At 63.0% G+C, this 14,409-nt stretch carries 15 protein-coding genes; 8 read left to right on the top strand and 7 right to left on the bottom strand.

Going from position 1 to position 14,409, the window contains the following annotated elements; translation table 11 throughout:
- Positions 1–99 precede the first annotated feature (99 nt).
- Positions 100–555 carry a ribonuclease gene (locus B0G73_RS02280; RefSeq protein WP_106277463.1) on the top strand — a complete coding sequence of 152 codons (456 nt, stop codon included), beginning with the start codon at positions 100–102 and terminating at the stop codon, positions 553–555.
- Between the two features lie 184 nt (positions 556–739).
- On the opposite strand, the gene B0G73_RS02275 is transcribed toward B0G73_RS02280, so the two are convergent.
- Positions 740–1,141, bottom strand: coding sequence for a hypothetical protein (locus tag B0G73_RS02275; protein ID WP_106277721.1), 402 nt, complete (start codon positions 1,139–1,141; stop codon positions 740–742).
- A 266-nt stretch (positions 1,142–1,407) separates the two neighbouring features.
- On the bottom strand, positions 1,408–2,385 hold the full coding sequence (locus B0G73_RS02270; protein WP_106277462.1) for an SDR family NAD(P)-dependent oxidoreductase: 978 nt from the start codon (positions 2,383–2,385) through the stop codon (positions 1,408–1,410).
- A 121-nt stretch (positions 2,386–2,506) separates the two neighbouring features.
- On the opposite strand from B0G73_RS02270, the gene B0G73_RS02265 reads away from it, so the two are divergent.
- The gene (locus tag B0G73_RS02265) at positions 2,507–3,085 is read left to right on the top strand and encodes a TetR/AcrR family transcriptional regulator (protein ID WP_106277460.1); all 579 of its coding nucleotides are present in this window, start codon (positions 2,507–2,509) and stop codon (positions 3,083–3,085) included.
- A 38-nt stretch (positions 3,086–3,123) separates the two neighbouring features.
- On the opposite strand, the gene B0G73_RS02260 is transcribed toward B0G73_RS02265, so the two are convergent.
- Positions 3,124–3,927, bottom strand: coding sequence for a hypothetical protein (locus B0G73_RS02260; RefSeq protein ID WP_106277459.1), 804 nt, complete (start codon positions 3,925–3,927; stop codon positions 3,124–3,126).
- 145 nt (positions 3,928–4,072) lie between these two features.
- Here B0G73_RS02260 and B0G73_RS02255 point away from each other — a divergent pair, with 145 nt between their 5' ends.
- The 4 genes from B0G73_RS02255 (at position 4,073) to B0G73_RS02240 (ending at position 6,591) form a co-directional block, all read left to right on the top strand.
- A complete protein-coding gene (locus B0G73_RS02255; protein WP_106277719.1) occupies positions 4,073–4,615 on the top strand; it encodes a DUF488 family protein in 543 nt (180 codons plus the stop codon).
- A gap of 45 nt (positions 4,616–4,660) precedes the next feature.
- Complete coding sequence (locus tag B0G73_RS02250; RefSeq protein WP_106277457.1) at positions 4,661–5,272, top strand: uracil-DNA glycosylase family protein; 612 nt, start codon at positions 4,661–4,663, stop codon at positions 5,270–5,272.
- 221 nt (positions 5,273–5,493) lie between these two features.
- The gene (locus tag B0G73_RS02245; protein ID WP_012426572.1) at positions 5,494–5,772 is read left to right on the top strand and encodes a DUF1488 family protein; all 279 of its coding nucleotides are present in this window, start codon (positions 5,494–5,496) and stop codon (positions 5,770–5,772) included.
- Positions 5,773–5,799: 27 nt separating this feature from the next.
- Positions 5,800–6,591 (top strand): phosphate/phosphite/phosphonate ABC transporter substrate-binding protein, encoded by a 792-nt coding sequence (locus B0G73_RS02240; protein WP_106277456.1) that lies wholly within the window; start codon positions 5,800–5,802, stop codon positions 6,589–6,591.
- Positions 6,592–6,616: 25 nt separating this feature from the next.
- Here B0G73_RS02240 and B0G73_RS02235 read toward each other — a convergent pair whose 3' ends face one another.
- From B0G73_RS02235 to B0G73_RS02220, 4 genes are all read right to left on the bottom strand, one after another.
- The gene (locus B0G73_RS02235) at positions 6,617–8,671 is read right to left on the bottom strand and encodes an acetyl/propionyl/methylcrotonyl-CoA carboxylase subunit alpha (protein WP_106277455.1); all 2,055 of its coding nucleotides are present in this window, start codon (positions 8,669–8,671) and stop codon (positions 6,617–6,619) included.
- Between the two features lie 81 nt (positions 8,672–8,752).
- Positions 8,753–9,538, bottom strand: coding sequence for an enoyl-CoA hydratase/isomerase family protein (locus B0G73_RS02230; RefSeq protein WP_106277717.1), 786 nt, complete (start codon positions 9,536–9,538; stop codon positions 8,753–8,755).
- Between the two features lie 41 nt (positions 9,539–9,579).
- Complete coding sequence (locus tag B0G73_RS02225; protein WP_106277453.1) at positions 9,580–11,187, bottom strand: carboxyl transferase domain-containing protein; 1,608 nt, start codon at positions 11,185–11,187, stop codon at positions 9,580–9,582.
- Between the two features lie 49 nt (positions 11,188–11,236).
- The gene (locus B0G73_RS02220) at positions 11,237–12,418 is read right to left on the bottom strand and encodes an isovaleryl-CoA dehydrogenase (protein ID WP_012426567.1); all 1,182 of its coding nucleotides are present in this window, start codon (positions 12,416–12,418) and stop codon (positions 11,237–11,239) included.
- A gap of 298 nt (positions 12,419–12,716) precedes the next feature.
- Between B0G73_RS02220 and B0G73_RS02215 the strand changes: the two genes are divergently transcribed.
- Both B0G73_RS02215 and B0G73_RS02210 read left to right on the top strand, forming a co-directional pair.
- Positions 12,717–13,466 carry a TetR/AcrR family transcriptional regulator gene (locus tag B0G73_RS02215; protein WP_106277715.1) on the top strand — a complete coding sequence of 250 codons (750 nt, stop codon included), beginning with the start codon at positions 12,717–12,719 and terminating at the stop codon, positions 13,464–13,466.
- 92 nt (positions 13,467–13,558) lie between these two features.
- Positions 13,559–14,398: a DUF72 domain-containing protein gene (locus tag B0G73_RS02210; protein ID WP_106277452.1), complete on the top strand. Its 840-nt coding sequence runs from the start codon at positions 13,559–13,561 to the stop codon at positions 14,396–14,398.
- Positions 14,399–14,409 lie beyond the last annotated feature (11 nt).

Genomic DNA, 14,409 nt, shown 5'->3' with positions numbered 1-14,409 from the left:
ATTGCGGATCATGATCCGCGTTGATTTGCTCCGCCATTAGCGATACCTTTACGTCTATTCCGGTCGTCGAATTGCGGTCAACGAGAGGAGACCCGTTTCGTGAAAAGAGCGTGGGCTTTCTCCTGCATCGTCGCCTTGAGCGCGATCCTCGGCGGATGCGGCAAGGGGGGATCGCAAACCGCCACCGAGGCGTCGGGCGCATCCGCGAGCGCGGCGCCGGCTCAGCCGGCGCAGGGCGCGAGCGGTACAACCGTCGCATCAGGCGCACTCGGCACCGTCACCAAAACACAGTTGCCGGGCGAAGCAGCCGAAACATTGCGGCTGATCAAAGCGGGCGGCCCTTTCCCCTTTTCGGAGGACGGCGTCGTGTTCCGTAACAGCGCGGGATTGCTGCCGCAGCATCCACGCGGCTATTACCACACATACACCGTTCGCACGCCTGGGACGACGGATCGCGGGCAGCGCCGGATCATATGCGGTGGACCGCGCAAGCAGACAGGCGACTGCTATTACACCGACGATTACTACGTCAGTTTCAAGCGCATTGCAGAGTGAAGGCGAATTGACCGCGATATGTATCGCGCGAACGATAAAGGCCGACTTCGTAGCGCTCGACGCGCTGGACACTTTCACGTCGAGCATTCTGAGTACAACGTACGGTGTACCGCGACTATGACTCAAGTCGATTATCAGAGCCGAAATGTCGCTCTCTACAGACATCCATGAGATGTCGTTAGCGTCATCCGAAAACCTTGGTCCATGCCACCCGAAGGCGTCGCGCGCGGTCTTCAAACAGATATGAAGCAGCCAGCGTCAAGAGACCTGAAACAACACCCGTCACGATGTGCTCGACATAGGGAATGCGGTAGTGACTTGCGTGCGCGTAGGCGTCGCCTACCGCTGTCAGCAAGCCGACGATCACCGCATTGCCATATCGATTCCCATACAGTTTCGCAACGGGCGTGAAGGTCAAAAGCACGGCAAGGAGTCCGGTGAGCAGACCGGTATGGAATGCGATCGTCCAATGGGCAAGACTCATGATGTTGCCCCAGCTCCCAGGCATGCAGGTCATGCATGCGCTGGTGGGCTGCCAGAAACGCTGGACAAACAGCTTGAAGCGGCGCTTCCACTCGATTGACATGATGTTTATCCCACCAATGCCACTGTTACGGCCAACGCCGGCATAGGTGCCGTCGGACCGCTTTGCGGGCCTTTTGACCGGCTCGTCAAGATGCGCCGCATCAGTGCCGTCGAGGCCGCGCAATAGCGTGGACATGGTGGGATACTACACCGCGATTGGAGCGCCGCCGTTTCGCGTTGGGTAACGGCCGCTAGCGATGGGAAGGTCTGTAACGGGATCGATACAGCGCAGCGGACGACCACCTCGGTAGCATCCGCAGCGTCGCGTCAGAATGATTCGCCCACCATTGCTTCACTCTTGCGCCAGAGCGCGTCAGCGTTCGCGGCGTCGAGCGCGTAGTGTCGGACGCCTTCGCTGACGGGTGTAATGACAACATCGTCGGCAACGGTTTGGCTGACATGGCAGTTCTCGCAGTATCTGCCGCCGACGGCGTCAGCTGCCGCCACCACCGCAGCCCACACGGAAGTCGCGGCCCCCTGTGGCACGGTCTTGAACTGAAATGGCGCCTTCCCCTCCGACTCGAGCTGCTTGTTGATACCTTCGAGCAACGCAGTCATCTGGCCTTCGTCCATGTGACGAGCGAGTTCCGTGTGGATTCCGCCCGGATGAACCGCGGCGGCGCGAACGCCGCGCGCTCGATGCCGCTGATCGAATGCCACCGCAAAGAGAATATTCGCCGTCTTGGCGCGCCCATAGGCAACGAACGGGTCGTAAGGCGTTCGCTCGAAGCCCGGGTCGTCGAGATTCACGTCAGCGAAACGGTGGCCCGACGACGCGAGCATCACGACTCGGCCACCCGATGGGATCAGCGGCGCCAGCCGGTTTACCAGCACGAAATGCCCCAGATGGTTCGTGCCGAACTGCGTCTCGAAGCCATCCGCGGTCTTGCCAAAGGGCGTCGCCATCACGCCCGCGTTCGCGATGATGACGTCGATCGGTTTGCCTTGCTCCCGCAACTTGTCGGCACAGTCCCTGACGCTCGCGAGGCTCGCCAGGTCGAGCGCGATCAGCTCGATGCTGCCGCCCGCCGCGTCGGCCTCCCGCCGCGCATCGGCAATCGCCCGCGTGGCTTTTTCCAGATCTCTGGCCGCGCCGATCACGTTGGCCCCGCGCGCCGCCAGTGCCCGCGCCGTCTCTACGCCCAAACCCGCCGACACGCCGGTCACCAGAATTCGCTTGCCATGAAGATCGACGCCTGCGAGCACGTCGTCAGTCGTCGAAGTCGCCCCAAATTTCTCAGTCATTTCCGCCGCTCCAGCACAATGAAGATTGACGTCATTCCCCGCCCGGGATAAAAACGGAGCTTACCTCCGTTTTTTTGATATTAAACGGAGACACCCTCCGCTTGCAAGAGCCCAACTGTCAATGACCGACTCGACGCCCAAAGAACGAAAACCCAGAGCGGACGCGCTGCGTAACCGCGAGCGCATCCTTGAAGAGGCGAAAACTGCGTTCACGCGCGCCGGCGGCGAAATCAGCCTCGAGGATGTCGCGCGCCAGGCTGGGGTCGGCGCAGGCACGCTGTACCGGCACTTCCCCACGCGCGATGCGCTGCTGGAGAGCGTCTACCGTGCGGAGGTGGCGAAGCTTGCCGAGGAGCAGCGCAGACTGTCCGACTCGCTGCCCCCTCCCGATGCGTTGCGATCGTGGATGCTGCTCTTCGTGGATTACATCGCGACGAAGAAGATCATCGCGCCGGCATTGAATTCGATCGTCGGAGGGCCGACGAAGCTATTCGAATCGTCCGGTGCGCAGATCATGGACGCGATTCACTTGCTCGTCACGAACGCCGTGGCGAGTGGCGACATCCGCGCGGATATCGAGCCACTGGATCTGCTTCGCGCGCTCGTCGGCGTTTCGAATGTCGCGTCGGCGCCGGACTGGCAGCAAAGCGCGAAGAGGCTGGTCGATATACTTTTGCTTGGGTCGAAGCCGACGGAGTAGGTTTGGCGACTGGACGCGGAGCGGCCAGTCGAACGATATCAGCGCTTCCCATCCTCCGGCCTCGCCCCCATCGCCGCAACAATCCGGCTCTGTGCGGCAACGAGCTGGTCATCCGTCGTCGCCACCAGCCACAGACGTGCCCGCTCCGCGATCCGGCGGTTGTGGTCCTTCAAAGGGCCTAGCGCGGCAGCGGCCTTCCAGACCACCGGGGCGACCCGGCTTTGCCTGCCCGACGGCGCGCCGACAAGCAGGCAATAAGGTCCGAGCGGAAGCGATACAAACGGAAGCGCCGGACTCGCGCTCACGCGCCAGTCGATAAAAGGCGTCTCGCTGATCAGCAGCGGTGTGGGCAAGCCGTAAAGCACACTGAAATCGTAAAGCGCCAGTTGTTCCGGCATGCCGGCGTAAATACGGCGGATGTCGTCGACCACAGCCGCGCGGATTTCATCGTCGAACATGGGTTCCTGCGCGTAGCGGGCCAATGCCTCACGAGCCTCGCGTTGATACGCGCTAAACAGGCCGAGTGCAACGCAGTCCTGCACCGCGCGCTGAACCTCCGCCAGGGACCCGGCTTCCTCTGGCTTGCCCAGCTGCGCGGCCCGCAAAAAGCGCGCAAGTGCTGCTTCCTGGATCGCGGGCCCTTCCTCGGATGCATTGTCTTCAGCGTCCTTGCCAAGGGGCACGTAGGTATATTTCTCGGCGGCGAAATGCGATTTCTTGCCTTCGTCGAATTTGATCGCGCCATCGGCGCAATCCAGATAGCGGGTGCCGACCCGACCATGCTCCCAAATCCAGTTTTTCAGGAGCGGACGTAGTGGATGCAGTCTGTCTTGTTCAGCCATCGAAACCTCCAGGTGCCCCAGTATAGTTCCAAGTCGCGGATCGCTCCGTGGAGCGACAGGGCGATCGTCAGCGTCGGCACGTTGACCTTTCGCAACCCACGCTGTACACAACATGGAATGGACGCACGCGTTTCAGGAAGGCACGATGAGCCGCCCCTTTTTCACGATTGGTCATTCCAACCGTCCGTTGCCCGAATTCACGAGTCTGCTGAAAGAAGCGGAGGTCGCGACGCTGATCGATGTGCGCAGTATTCCGCGCTCACGCACCAATCCGCAGTTCAATCGGGACACGCTGCCCGATGCGCTCGTGCCGGAACACATCGACTACGCGCATCTTGCCGAACTGGGTGGGCGCCGCAGCCGGCGCAAAGACGATGCACCGTCGCCGAATCAGTACTGGACTCATCCGGCGTTTCGCAATTACGCGGACTATGCGATGAGCGACGCTTTCCGCGCCGGCCTCACGCAGCTTCTCGCGCTCGGCCACCGACACCGCTGCGCGATCATGTGCGCGGAGGCGGTCTGGTGGCGCTGTCACAGGCGTATCATCACGGATTACCTGCTGCTGCACGGCGAAACCGTGCTGCACATCATGGACGCGCGTCACACAACCGTTGCAACGATGACACCCGGCGCGCAACCTCAACCCGACGGCACGCTGATCTATCCGGCTCAAACCACGGCCTGAACCGGCACGCGAAGCGACCGCCCGTCCGCCGTATTGCACGATTGCATGACCGTCACCACACAAGCCACGTCGCTCGATATCCTTCTTCGCGAGATTCGCGCCTGCACACTCTGCGCGCCGGTGCTGCCGCACGCGCCCCGGCCGGTGCTGGCCGCGTCCGGAACGGCGCGCATTCTGATCATCGGCCAGGCGCCTGGCGCGCGAGTGCATGCGTCCGGCGTTCCATGGAGCGACGCGAGCGGTGCGCGGCTGCGCGCATGGCTCGACGTCGACGACGCCACGTTCTACGACACGTCGAAATTCGCCGTCGTGCCGATCGGCTTCTGTTTCCCGGGCCGCGGACCGAGCGGAGATCTGCCGCCACGGCCCGAGTGCGCCGCCCGCTGGCACAAGGAGTTGCTCGCGCACATGTCGTCGGTCCGGCTCACGCTGCTGGTCGGACAATACGCGCAGCGATTCGCGCTGGGCAAGGCATTCGGGCCGACCTTGACGGACACGCTCGTCCGGTGGCGCGAATTCGGCCCACAGGTCGTGCCGCTGCCGCATCCGTCGCCGCGCAACATTGCCTGGTTCAAACGCAATCCGTGGTTCGATGCGAGCGTTCTGCCGACCTTGCGCGAGCGCGTCGCGGCGGCATTGGCGACGCCCGACGCGTAAAAATCCGCGGTGATCGACGCGGTACGACAAGCTGCCGGACCTTCGCCTTCATCGCCCCGAGGCTGTCGAATACAAACGCTTACGCAGAAGTATTCAGTTTCTGCACGGCGCAGCCCATGAAGTCGTGGCCATTTCGCCGCAAATGCCGGTTTTCCCACATACCGACAGATTACGACTTGTCATCCTGATGGCTCAGGCGTGTGTTTTGGCGGGAGATGGCTATGTCGGTCTATGTCGATGAAGGGTTCAGGCCCTGTGTGACGGAATGCGCGACAGTCGCGTTCCGGGTGTGTTGTGACGATCGCGCGCAGATTTTCGAGGTCAGCGCCGACGCACTCGTGACTTTCTGCGGCGCGGCGAGCAAACGCAAGGAAGACCTGCTCGTCGCATTCGAGGATGCGCAGTTCGAGATTCTCTCGGTCGCGGCGCAGAAATGGGCATTCAGACCGACAGAGCCGGTGCGTCTCGGCCTCGACGAATTCCGAATGGTCAGACATTGAAACAACGGGTATGCCAGAATTCGCGTCATGACCTGGATCGCCGCCCTGCCAATGTATAACGTCACGCCCGCGCTCGACCTCGCGTGGCGCGAGTGGCTCGCCGACGTGCTGCGCATGGTCAAGCCTGCGTGCCGCATCGTCGAACCGGATGAGGAATTGCATGGCTTCTGGCGGCGCCCCAATCTGCTGATCTCGCAGACCTGCGGTTATCCGTTCATGCATGGTCTGCAGGAACAGGTTCAACTGGTCGCGACGCCGCGCTTCGACGCACCCGGCTGCGAAGGCGCGCATTATTCGAGCGTGCTGGTCACGCGCGCGGACGCCCACTTCGATACGCTCGCGGCCTGCCACGGCGCGCGCGCCGCCTACAACCAGGACGATTCGAATAGCGGCATGAATGTGTTTCGTCACGCCGTGGCGCCCTTCTCGCGCGCCGGCATGTTCTTCAGCTCGGTGTTGCGAACCGGCTCGCATCTTGGCTCGTTGCGCGCGGTGGCGGAAAATCGCGCGGACGTCGCCGCGATCGATTGCGTGACCTTCGCTTTCGTGTGCGACGAAATGCCGGAACTGGCCCGCCAGGTTCGCCGGATCGGCACGACGGCGCCGTCGCCGGGCCTGCCTTTAATCGCTTCCGACACGGTGCCCCCGGCGACGATCGAGGCACTGCGCGAAGCGCTGAATGAAGCCCTTGTGATCCAGCCAGAACGCGCGAAACGCCTGCGTTTGCAGGGCTTTTCCGTGTTGCCGCCCTCGGACTACGAACGCATCGAGCAACTCGAAAACGAGGCGCGCGCCGTCGGCTATACGCGCCTCGCTTGAGACTGAGCCCTGAGCCCCCGCGGATTTACTTCTGCTGCACGTCCAGCACCAGAAGCTGCGCGCCGTCGGCGACCTGATCGCCGACCGAGTACAGCACGTCCGACACCGTACCGGCCGCCGGCGCACCAATGGTGTGCTCCATCTTCATCGCTTCCATCACGATCAGCGGCGTGCCCTTCTCCACCACGGTGCCCGGCTCGACCAGCACCGCGATCACCTTGCCCGGCATCGGCGCGGTCAGGCGGCCTTCGCCGCCTTCTGCATCCGCGGCGTGCGCAAGCAGGTTCTGCCACTCGAACGACAGCGCTTCGCCGAGACAGAACACATGGAACGTATCGCCGTCGACGAACACGCGGCCCGTTGCGCGTGCGTCGCCGATCGTCGCGCGGAATTCGTGCGGACCGCTGCCGTCCGACCAGCTGAAGTCCTCACGCACGCCGTCGTGTTCGAGCGTTTGCGTGCCGCCGTCGCGCGCGAACGTGACGGTGAAGGTGCGTTCGTTGTCGTTACCCGCGTTGCCGTTCTCCAGATCACGCCAGCCGAGCGTCTGCGTATAGCCGCCGTTCAGGCGCCAGTGCGACAGCGCATCCCACGGCGACGCGCCATGCGCCGTGCCGCCTTCGCGCTTGAGCAACGCCGCGCAAGCCAACGCGAGCGCTTCCTTGAACGGCTTCTTGCGCGGCGCGAACAGGGCGTCGTGATGACGTTCGATCAAACCGGTGTCGAGGTCGCCCGTTGCAAACGGCTCGCTCGTCACGATGCTTTGCAGGAACTCGACGTTGGTATGCGGGCCGACCACCTCGCACGCATGCAACGCGCGGCTCAGACGCGCCAACGCTTCCTCACGCGTCGCGCCGTGCACGATCAGCTTGGCAATCATCGGGTCGTAGAACGGCGTGATGGTGTCGCCTTCACGCACGCCGCTGTCGATCCGCACCGGCGCCTTGCGCCCCGATTCGCCGAGACCAGCCGCGTCGATGCTGAACTCCACGCCCTCCGGCATGCGCAGATGCTTGAGCGTGCCCGTCGACGGCAGGAAGCCGCGCGCCGGATGTTCGGCATAGATACGCGCTTCGATCGCGTGACCGTCGATCTTCAACTGTGCCTGCGTGAGCGGCAGCGGTTCGTCGGCGGCTACGCGCAGTTGCCATTCCACCAGATCCTGGCCGGTCACCATCTCCGTGACCGGGTGTTCGACCTGCAGGCGCGTGTTCATTTCCATGAAGTAGAAGTCGCCCGTGCCGGTCATGATGAACTCGACCGTGCCCGCGCCGACGTAATTCACCGCGCGCGCGGCCGCTACCGCCGCCTCGCCCATTTCGCGCTTGATTTCAGCGGACAATCCGGGCGCGGGCGCTTCTTCCAGCACTTTCTGATGACGCCGCTGCACGGAGCAATCGCGATCGAACAGATAGACCGCGCCGCCGTGACGATCCGCGAACACCTGCACTTCCACATGACGCGGACGCGTCAGATACTTTTCGATCAGCACGCGATCGTTGCCGAAGCTGCTCGCCGCTTCACGCTTGCACGACGCCAGTGCCGCCGCGAAGTCCTCGCTGCGCTCGACCACGCGCATGCCCTTGCCGCCGCCACCGGCGCTGGCTTTGAGCAGCACCGGATAACCGATCGCATCCGCCTCACGATGCAACAGTTGCGGGTCCTGATCGTCGCCGTGATAACCCGGCACGAGCGGCACGGCGGCTGCATGCATCAGCGCCTTCGCGGCAGCCTTGGAACCCATCGCGGCAATGGCTTCGACCGGCGGTCCGATGAAGACGATGCCGGCCGCTTCGCACGCATGCGCGAAGTCCTCGTTTTCCGACAGGAAGCCGTAGCCCGGATGCACCGCCTGCGCGCCGGTGGCGCGAGCGGCTTCGATAATCCGTTCGACGCGCAGATAGCTTTCCGCCGCCGTCGAGCCGCCGATGTGCACGGCCTCATCGCACGCGGCCACGTGTTTCGCGTTGGCGTCCGCATCGGAATAGACGGCCACGCTCGCGATGCCGAGCCGCTTGCAGGTCGCGGCGACGCGGCACGCAATCTCGCCCCGGTTGGCAATCAGGATCTTGTTGAACATGAAGTGTCTCGATGAAGTGAGCCGTTTTTTTCGGGGCTGTTGTTCTGATCAAGGCGCGCTGGGCGCCCTGGAATGCGTGCTTCAGTTGCGCCAGGCCGGCGTGCGTTTTTCGAGGAACGACGCGACGCCTTCGCGGCCTTCCGCGCCGGCGCGCGTACGCGCGATGCGCGCCGCCGTGTCCTCGATCATTGCGTCGTTCAACTCGCGACCCGCAATGTCCTGCACCAGTTGCTTGCATGCGCGCACCGCTTGCGGACCGTTCGCGCACAGCGTTTCAGCAATCTGCCGCACGGTGGCGTCGAGTTGCTCCATGCTCACCGCATCGCTGACGAGCCCCAGACGCAATGCCGTCGCGCAATCGAACTGCTCGGCGGTCGTGAAATAGCGGCGCGACGCCTGCTCGCCCAGCGCCCGAATCACGTACGGCGCGATGGTGGCCGGAATCAGTCCGAGGCGCGCCTCCGAGAGGCAGAAGCGCGCGCTGTCGACCGCCACCACGATGTCGCACGCCGAGATCAAACCCATGCCGCCCGCGTACGCGTCGCCGTTCACGCGCGCGATCACCGGCTTGCCGCACCGATAGATCGACGACAGCATGTTCGCCAGCAGCATGGCGTCCGCGCGGTTCTCGTCGTCCGAGTAGCCGGACATCTTCTTCATCCAGTTCAGATCCGCGCCCGCGCAGAACGCCTTGCCGTTCGCGGCGAGCACCACCGCGCGAATGTCGTCGCGGTCGTTAAGCGCCGTGAAGGCCGAGGTCACTTCAGCGATCATCGTTTCGTTGAACGCGTTGCGCACGTCCGGACGATTCAGCGTGACCGTCGCGATCGGTCCGGCGAATTCGACATTCAGTGTTTCGTATTGCATCGTCGTTGCTCCCGCGCGTGGTTGCGTTGCCTGGCGCATCGTCACATTCTGAACACGCCGAACCGCGTGTCTTCGATCGGCGCGTTCATCGTGGCCGACAAGCCGAGACCGAGCACGTCGCGCGTTTGCGCCGGGTCGATCACGCCGTCGTCCCACAGACGCGCGCTCGCGTAGTACGGGTGGCCCTGATGTTCGTACTGCTCGCGGATCGGCTGCTTGAACGCCTCTTCTTCCTCGGCGCTCCACGCACCGCCCTTGCCTTCGATGCCGTCGCGCTTGACCGTGGCCAGCACCGACGCCGCCTGCTCGCCGCCCATCACCGAGATGCGCGCGTTCGGCCACATCCACAGGAAGCGCGGCGAATACGCGCGGCCGCACATGCCGTAATTGCCCGCGCCGAACGAGCCGCCGATGATCACCGTGAACTTCGGCACCTTGGCTGTGGCCACCGCCGTCACCATCTTCGCGCCGTTGCGCGCGATGCCTTCGTTTTCGTACTTGCGGCCCACCATGAAGCCGGTGATGTTCTGCAGGAACACGAGCGGAATCTTGCGCTGGCAGCACAACTCGATGAAGTGTGCACCCTTGAGCGCCGACTCCGAAAACAGGATGCCGTTGTTCGCGATGATGCCGACCGGATGGCCCCAGATATGCGCGAAACCGGTGACGAGGGTGGTGCCGTAGCGCGCCTTGAATTCGTCGAAGGCCGAGTCGTCGACGATACGCGCGATCACCTCGCGGATATCGAACGGCTTGCGAGTATCCACGGGAATCACGCCGTACATGCTCTTCACGTCGTAACGCGGCGGCTCCGGCTCCTGCAACGCGACCGGCACCTGCTTCGTGCGATTCAGATTGCCGACGATGCTGCGCGCAATCCCCAACGCATGCGCATCGTTCTGCGCAAGATGATCGACCACGCCGGACAGACGCGTATGCACGTCGCCGCCGCCAAGGTCTTCCGCGCTCACCACTTCGCCGGTCGCGGCTTTCACCAACGGCGGGCCGCCGAGAAAAATCGTCCCCTGATTCTTGACGATGATCGACTCGTCGCTCATGGCCGGCACATACGCGCCGCCCGCGGTGCACGAACCCATCACGACGGCGATTTGCGGAATGCCTGCCGCCGAGAGGTTCGCCTGGTTAAAGAAGATGCGGCCGAAGTGATCGCGGTCCGGGAACACGTCGTCCTGATTCGGCAGATTCGCGCCGCCCGAGTCGACCAGATACACGCACGGCAAGTGATTTTCAGCCGCGATTTCCTGCGCCCGCACGTGCTTTTTCACGGTGACGGGATAGTAAGTGCCACCCTTGACCGTTGCATCGTTGCAGACGATCACGCACTCCTGCCCGGCGATCCGGCCAATGCCGGTGATGACGCCCGCACCTGGCGCGTCGTCGTTGTACATGCCGTAGGCCGCGAGTTGCGAGAACTCCAGAAACGGCGTGCCCGGATCGAGCAGCTTCTCGATCCGCTCGCGCGGCAGCAGTTTGCCGCGTCCGGTGTGTTTGTCGCGCGCCGCCTGACCGCCGCCCAGCGCGAGCTTCTCGACTTTCGCGCGAAGGTCGGCGACCAGCGCTTCGAGCGCCGCCGCGTTGGCGCGGAAGTCGTCCGAGCGCGGATTCAGCTTTGATTCGATGATCGGCATTACGTGGCTCTCCTGTTCGCCGCTTCTTATTCGCTTCGGGCCTTCGCGCTCATGCCGTTTCGGCGAACAACTCGCGGCCGATCAGCATGCGGCGGATTTCGCTCGTGCCGGCGCCGATTTCATAGAGCTTCGCATCGCGCCACAAACGGCCGACCGGATACTCGTTGATGTAGCCATTGCCGCCGAGAATCTGGATCGCCTCGCCCGCCATCCACGTGGCTTTTTCCGCCGTGTAGAGAATCACGCCCGCGCAGTCTTTGCGCACCTGGCGCACGTGTTCCTTGCCGAGCGTGTCGAGTTGACGGCCCACCGCGTAGAGATACGCGCGGCACGCCTGCAACGTGGTGTAGAGATCGGCCACCTTGCCTTGAATGAGCTGGAATTCGCCGATCGACTGGCCGAACTGCTTGCGGTCGTGGATATACGGCACGACCGCGTCCATGACGGCGACCATGATGCCGGTCGGGCCGCCCGCGAGCACGGCGCGTTCGTAGTCAAGACCGCTCATCAGCACTTTCGCGCCGCCGTTCAACTGGCCGAGAATGTTTTCTTCCGGCACTTCCACGTCCTGGAACACGAGTTCACCGGTATGCGAGCCGCGCATGCCGAGTTTGTCGAGCTTCTGCGCAACGGAGAAACCCTTCATGCCCTTCTCGACGATAAACGCGGTAATGCCGCGCGAATTCGCTTCGGGATCGGTCTTGGCGTAGACCACCAGCGTGTCGCAATCCGGCCCGTTGGTGATCCACATCTTGGTGCCGTTGAGCACGTAGTGGTCGCCCTTCTTCTCAGCGCGCAGCTTCATGCTGACCACGTCCGAGCCCGCGTTCGGCTCGCTCATGGCGAGTGCGCCGACGTGTTCGCCCGACACGAGCTTGGGCAGATACTTCTGTTTTTGCGCTTCCGTGCCGTTACGATGAATCTGGTTGACGCACAGATTCGAATGCGCGCCGTACGAAAGGCCGACCGAGGCCGACGCGCGCGAGATTTCTTCCATGGCGATCATATGTGCCGTGTAGCCCATGTTCGCGCCGCCGTATTCTTCCGAGACCGTCATGCCGAGCACGCCCAGATCGCCGAACTTGCGCCACAGGTCCATGGGAAACTGATCCGTACGATCAATCTCCGCGGCACGCGGGGCGATTTCTTTGGCGGCGAAGCCCGCAATGCTGTCGCGCAGCATTTCGATTTCTTCGCCGAGCGGGAATTGCAAACCGGGCAGGTTGCTCATTGCAGTGTCTCCAGAGTTCGTTGGCGGCCGGCCCTGGGTGGGCGCCGGCTGGTCCGGTTGCGGCTCGGCGGACGGCGGCGGCCTTGTGGGCCGCTCCTGTCGTCACGCACGAGGCGCGAAACGTTCAAGGCGCATTTCACGCTAGATTTACGTAAGCGTCAATAGGTATTTTTGAGTGTTACTCAGAAACTGAAGCGACCGCCTACAACATCACTAAGGCGTGCTAGCATCGCACTTATCCGGCTTGTTTCGCACCTTTGCGGGCGCGATTGGCCTCACAAATCTGAACTGGACTCATATGACGGTTGCCACGAAGGCCGAGTTGCCCGCCTCGCGCCGCCAGCCGGCCGGGCGCAAGTCGCAGCAACGCGTGAAGGAGATTCTTCAGGCGGGGCGCGACGTGTTCTCCGAAAAAGGCTACGAACGCGCGACCACCGCCGAAATCGCGCAGCGCCTCGGCATTTCCGAGGCGACCGTGTTCAGCTATTTCCGCGGCAAGCGCGAGTTGTGCGCGCGGGTGATCGGCGACTGGTACGACGAGATCATCGAAGCCATCGAGTCCGGCTTGCCGCGCGACGGCAATGTGCGCCAGCAGTTTGCGTTCATCGTGCGCACGCATTTGCGGTTGATGCTGGTGAACGGCACGGATCTCTGCGCGCTGGTGTTGTCCGAAGGACGGGCGCGGCATCATGAACTGAGCGAGGCGCTCACGGAGTTGCAGCGCCGCTATACCGCGCCGCTGATGCGCGTGCTGGCGCAGGGCCAGGAAAGCGGGCAGATTCGTGGCGACATGCCGTTGCGCCTGTTGCGCTCGATGGTGTTTGGCCCGATGGAGCATGTGCTGTGGGATGCCACGCTCGCCAACCGGCACATCGATATCGATGCGACGGCGGATCAGTTGATCGACGTATTGTGGGCCGCGCTGACGCCGCCGGATCTTGCGGTGAGCGCGTTGCAGCAGTTCAGGGTGGAAGTGGCGGAGGCGAACCGGCGGTTCGAGGACGCCACACGCGGGCCAGCGGATACGCCTATTGATGGCAGCGAATAGCGGCCGCGATTTCGTAGCTGTGCACTTCAGTTCTACGGCAAAAAAACGGCTAATCTACTGCTTCCCCGCGCGAAGTCAGATGGAGAAGCCAAGTGCCGAAAGAACCCGCCGCAAAGACAACGAAGACCTCGAAGACCTCAAAAACATCGAACATCCGCATCGGCATAGGCGGCTGGACCTACGCGCCATGGCGCGGCACCTTCTATCCGTCCGACCTCACGCAGAGCCGCGAACTCGAATACGCGAGCCAGAACCTCACATCGATTGAAATCAACGGCACCTTTTACGGTTTGCAAAAACCGGCGAGCTACGAAAAGTGGTATCAGGAAACCCCGGACGATTTCGTCTTTTCGCTGAAGGCGCCGCGTTACGCGACCAACAGAAAAGTGCTCGCCGAAGCGGGCGAAACCATCGAACGTTTCTTCGACAGTGACGTGCTGCTGCTCAAACAGAAGCTCGGCGCGGTCAACTGGCAATTCGCTCCCACCAAGATATTCGACAAGGAAGATTTCGAAGCCTTTCTGAAGTTGCTGCCGGCCAGCATAGAAGGCCAGAAGCTCAGGCATGCGATCGAAGTCCGCAACGACACCTTCAAGACGCCGGACTTCATCGCGCTGGCCCGTAAATACAAAGTTGCCGTCGTGCTCGCCGGCGACAGCGACTACCCGCAGATCGCCGACCTCACGGCGCCCTTCGTGTATGCCCGCATCATGGGCACCACGGACAAACAGGCCAAAGGCTACTCGACCAAAGCGCTCGACACATGGGCCGAACGCGCGCGGCAATTGGCGGCAGGCATCACCCCGGACGACCTGGAAACCGCCGCGGATGCGCCGGCGAAAACGGTCGCACGCGACGTCTACCTCTACGTGATCAGCGGCTTCAAGGAACGCAATCCGGCGGCCGCCATGGCGCTGATCAAACGGCTCTGACACGCGGCTCC

This window comes from Paraburkholderia sp. BL25I1N1, assembly GCF_003002025.1.
Lineage (GTDB): Bacteria > Pseudomonadota > Gammaproteobacteria > Burkholderiales > Burkholderiaceae > Paraburkholderia.
This window is presented reverse-complemented; position numbering and strand designations above follow the sequence as displayed.

Coding starts and splice junctions, on each gene's coding strand:
- B0G73_RS02265 (WP_106277460.1), top strand. CDS start 2,507: ATGACCGACTCGACGCCCAAAGAACGAAAACCCAGAGCGGACGCGCTG.
- B0G73_RS02250 (WP_106277457.1), top strand. CDS start 4,661: ATGACCGTCACCACACAAGCCACGTCGCTCGATATCCTTCTTCGCGAG.
- B0G73_RS02235 (WP_106277455.1), bottom strand. CDS start 8,671: ATGTTCAACAAGATCCTGATTGCCAACCGGGGCGAGATTGCGTGCCGC.
- B0G73_RS02240 (WP_106277456.1), top strand. CDS start 5,800: ATGACCTGGATCGCCGCCCTGCCAATGTATAACGTCACGCCCGCGCTC.
- B0G73_RS02255 (WP_106277719.1), top strand. CDS start 4,073: ATGAGCCGCCCCTTTTTCACGATTGGTCATTCCAACCGTCCGTTGCCC.
- B0G73_RS02220 (WP_012426567.1), bottom strand. CDS start 12,418: ATGAGCAACCTGCCCGGTTTGCAATTCCCGCTCGGCGAAGAAATCGAA.
- B0G73_RS02270 (WP_106277462.1), bottom strand. CDS start 2,385: ATGACTGAGAAATTTGGGGCGACTTCGACGACTGACGACGTGCTCGCA.
- B0G73_RS02215 (WP_106277715.1), top strand. CDS start 12,717: ATGACGGTTGCCACGAAGGCCGAGTTGCCCGCCTCGCGCCGCCAGCCG.
- B0G73_RS02225 (WP_106277453.1), bottom strand. CDS start 11,187: ATGCCGATCATCGAATCAAAGCTGAATCCGCGCTCGGACGACTTCCGC.
- B0G73_RS02230 (WP_106277717.1), bottom strand. CDS start 9,538: ATGCAATACGAAACACTGAATGTCGAATTCGCCGGACCGATCGCGACG.
- B0G73_RS02260 (WP_106277459.1), bottom strand. CDS start 3,927: ATGGCTGAACAAGACAGACTGCATCCACTACGTCCGCTCCTGAAAAAC.
- B0G73_RS02275 (WP_106277721.1), bottom strand. CDS start 1,141: ATGTCAATCGAGTGGAAGCGCCGCTTCAAGCTGTTTGTCCAGCGTTTC.
- B0G73_RS02245 (WP_012426572.1), top strand. CDS start 5,494: ATGTCGGTCTATGTCGATGAAGGGTTCAGGCCCTGTGTGACGGAATGC.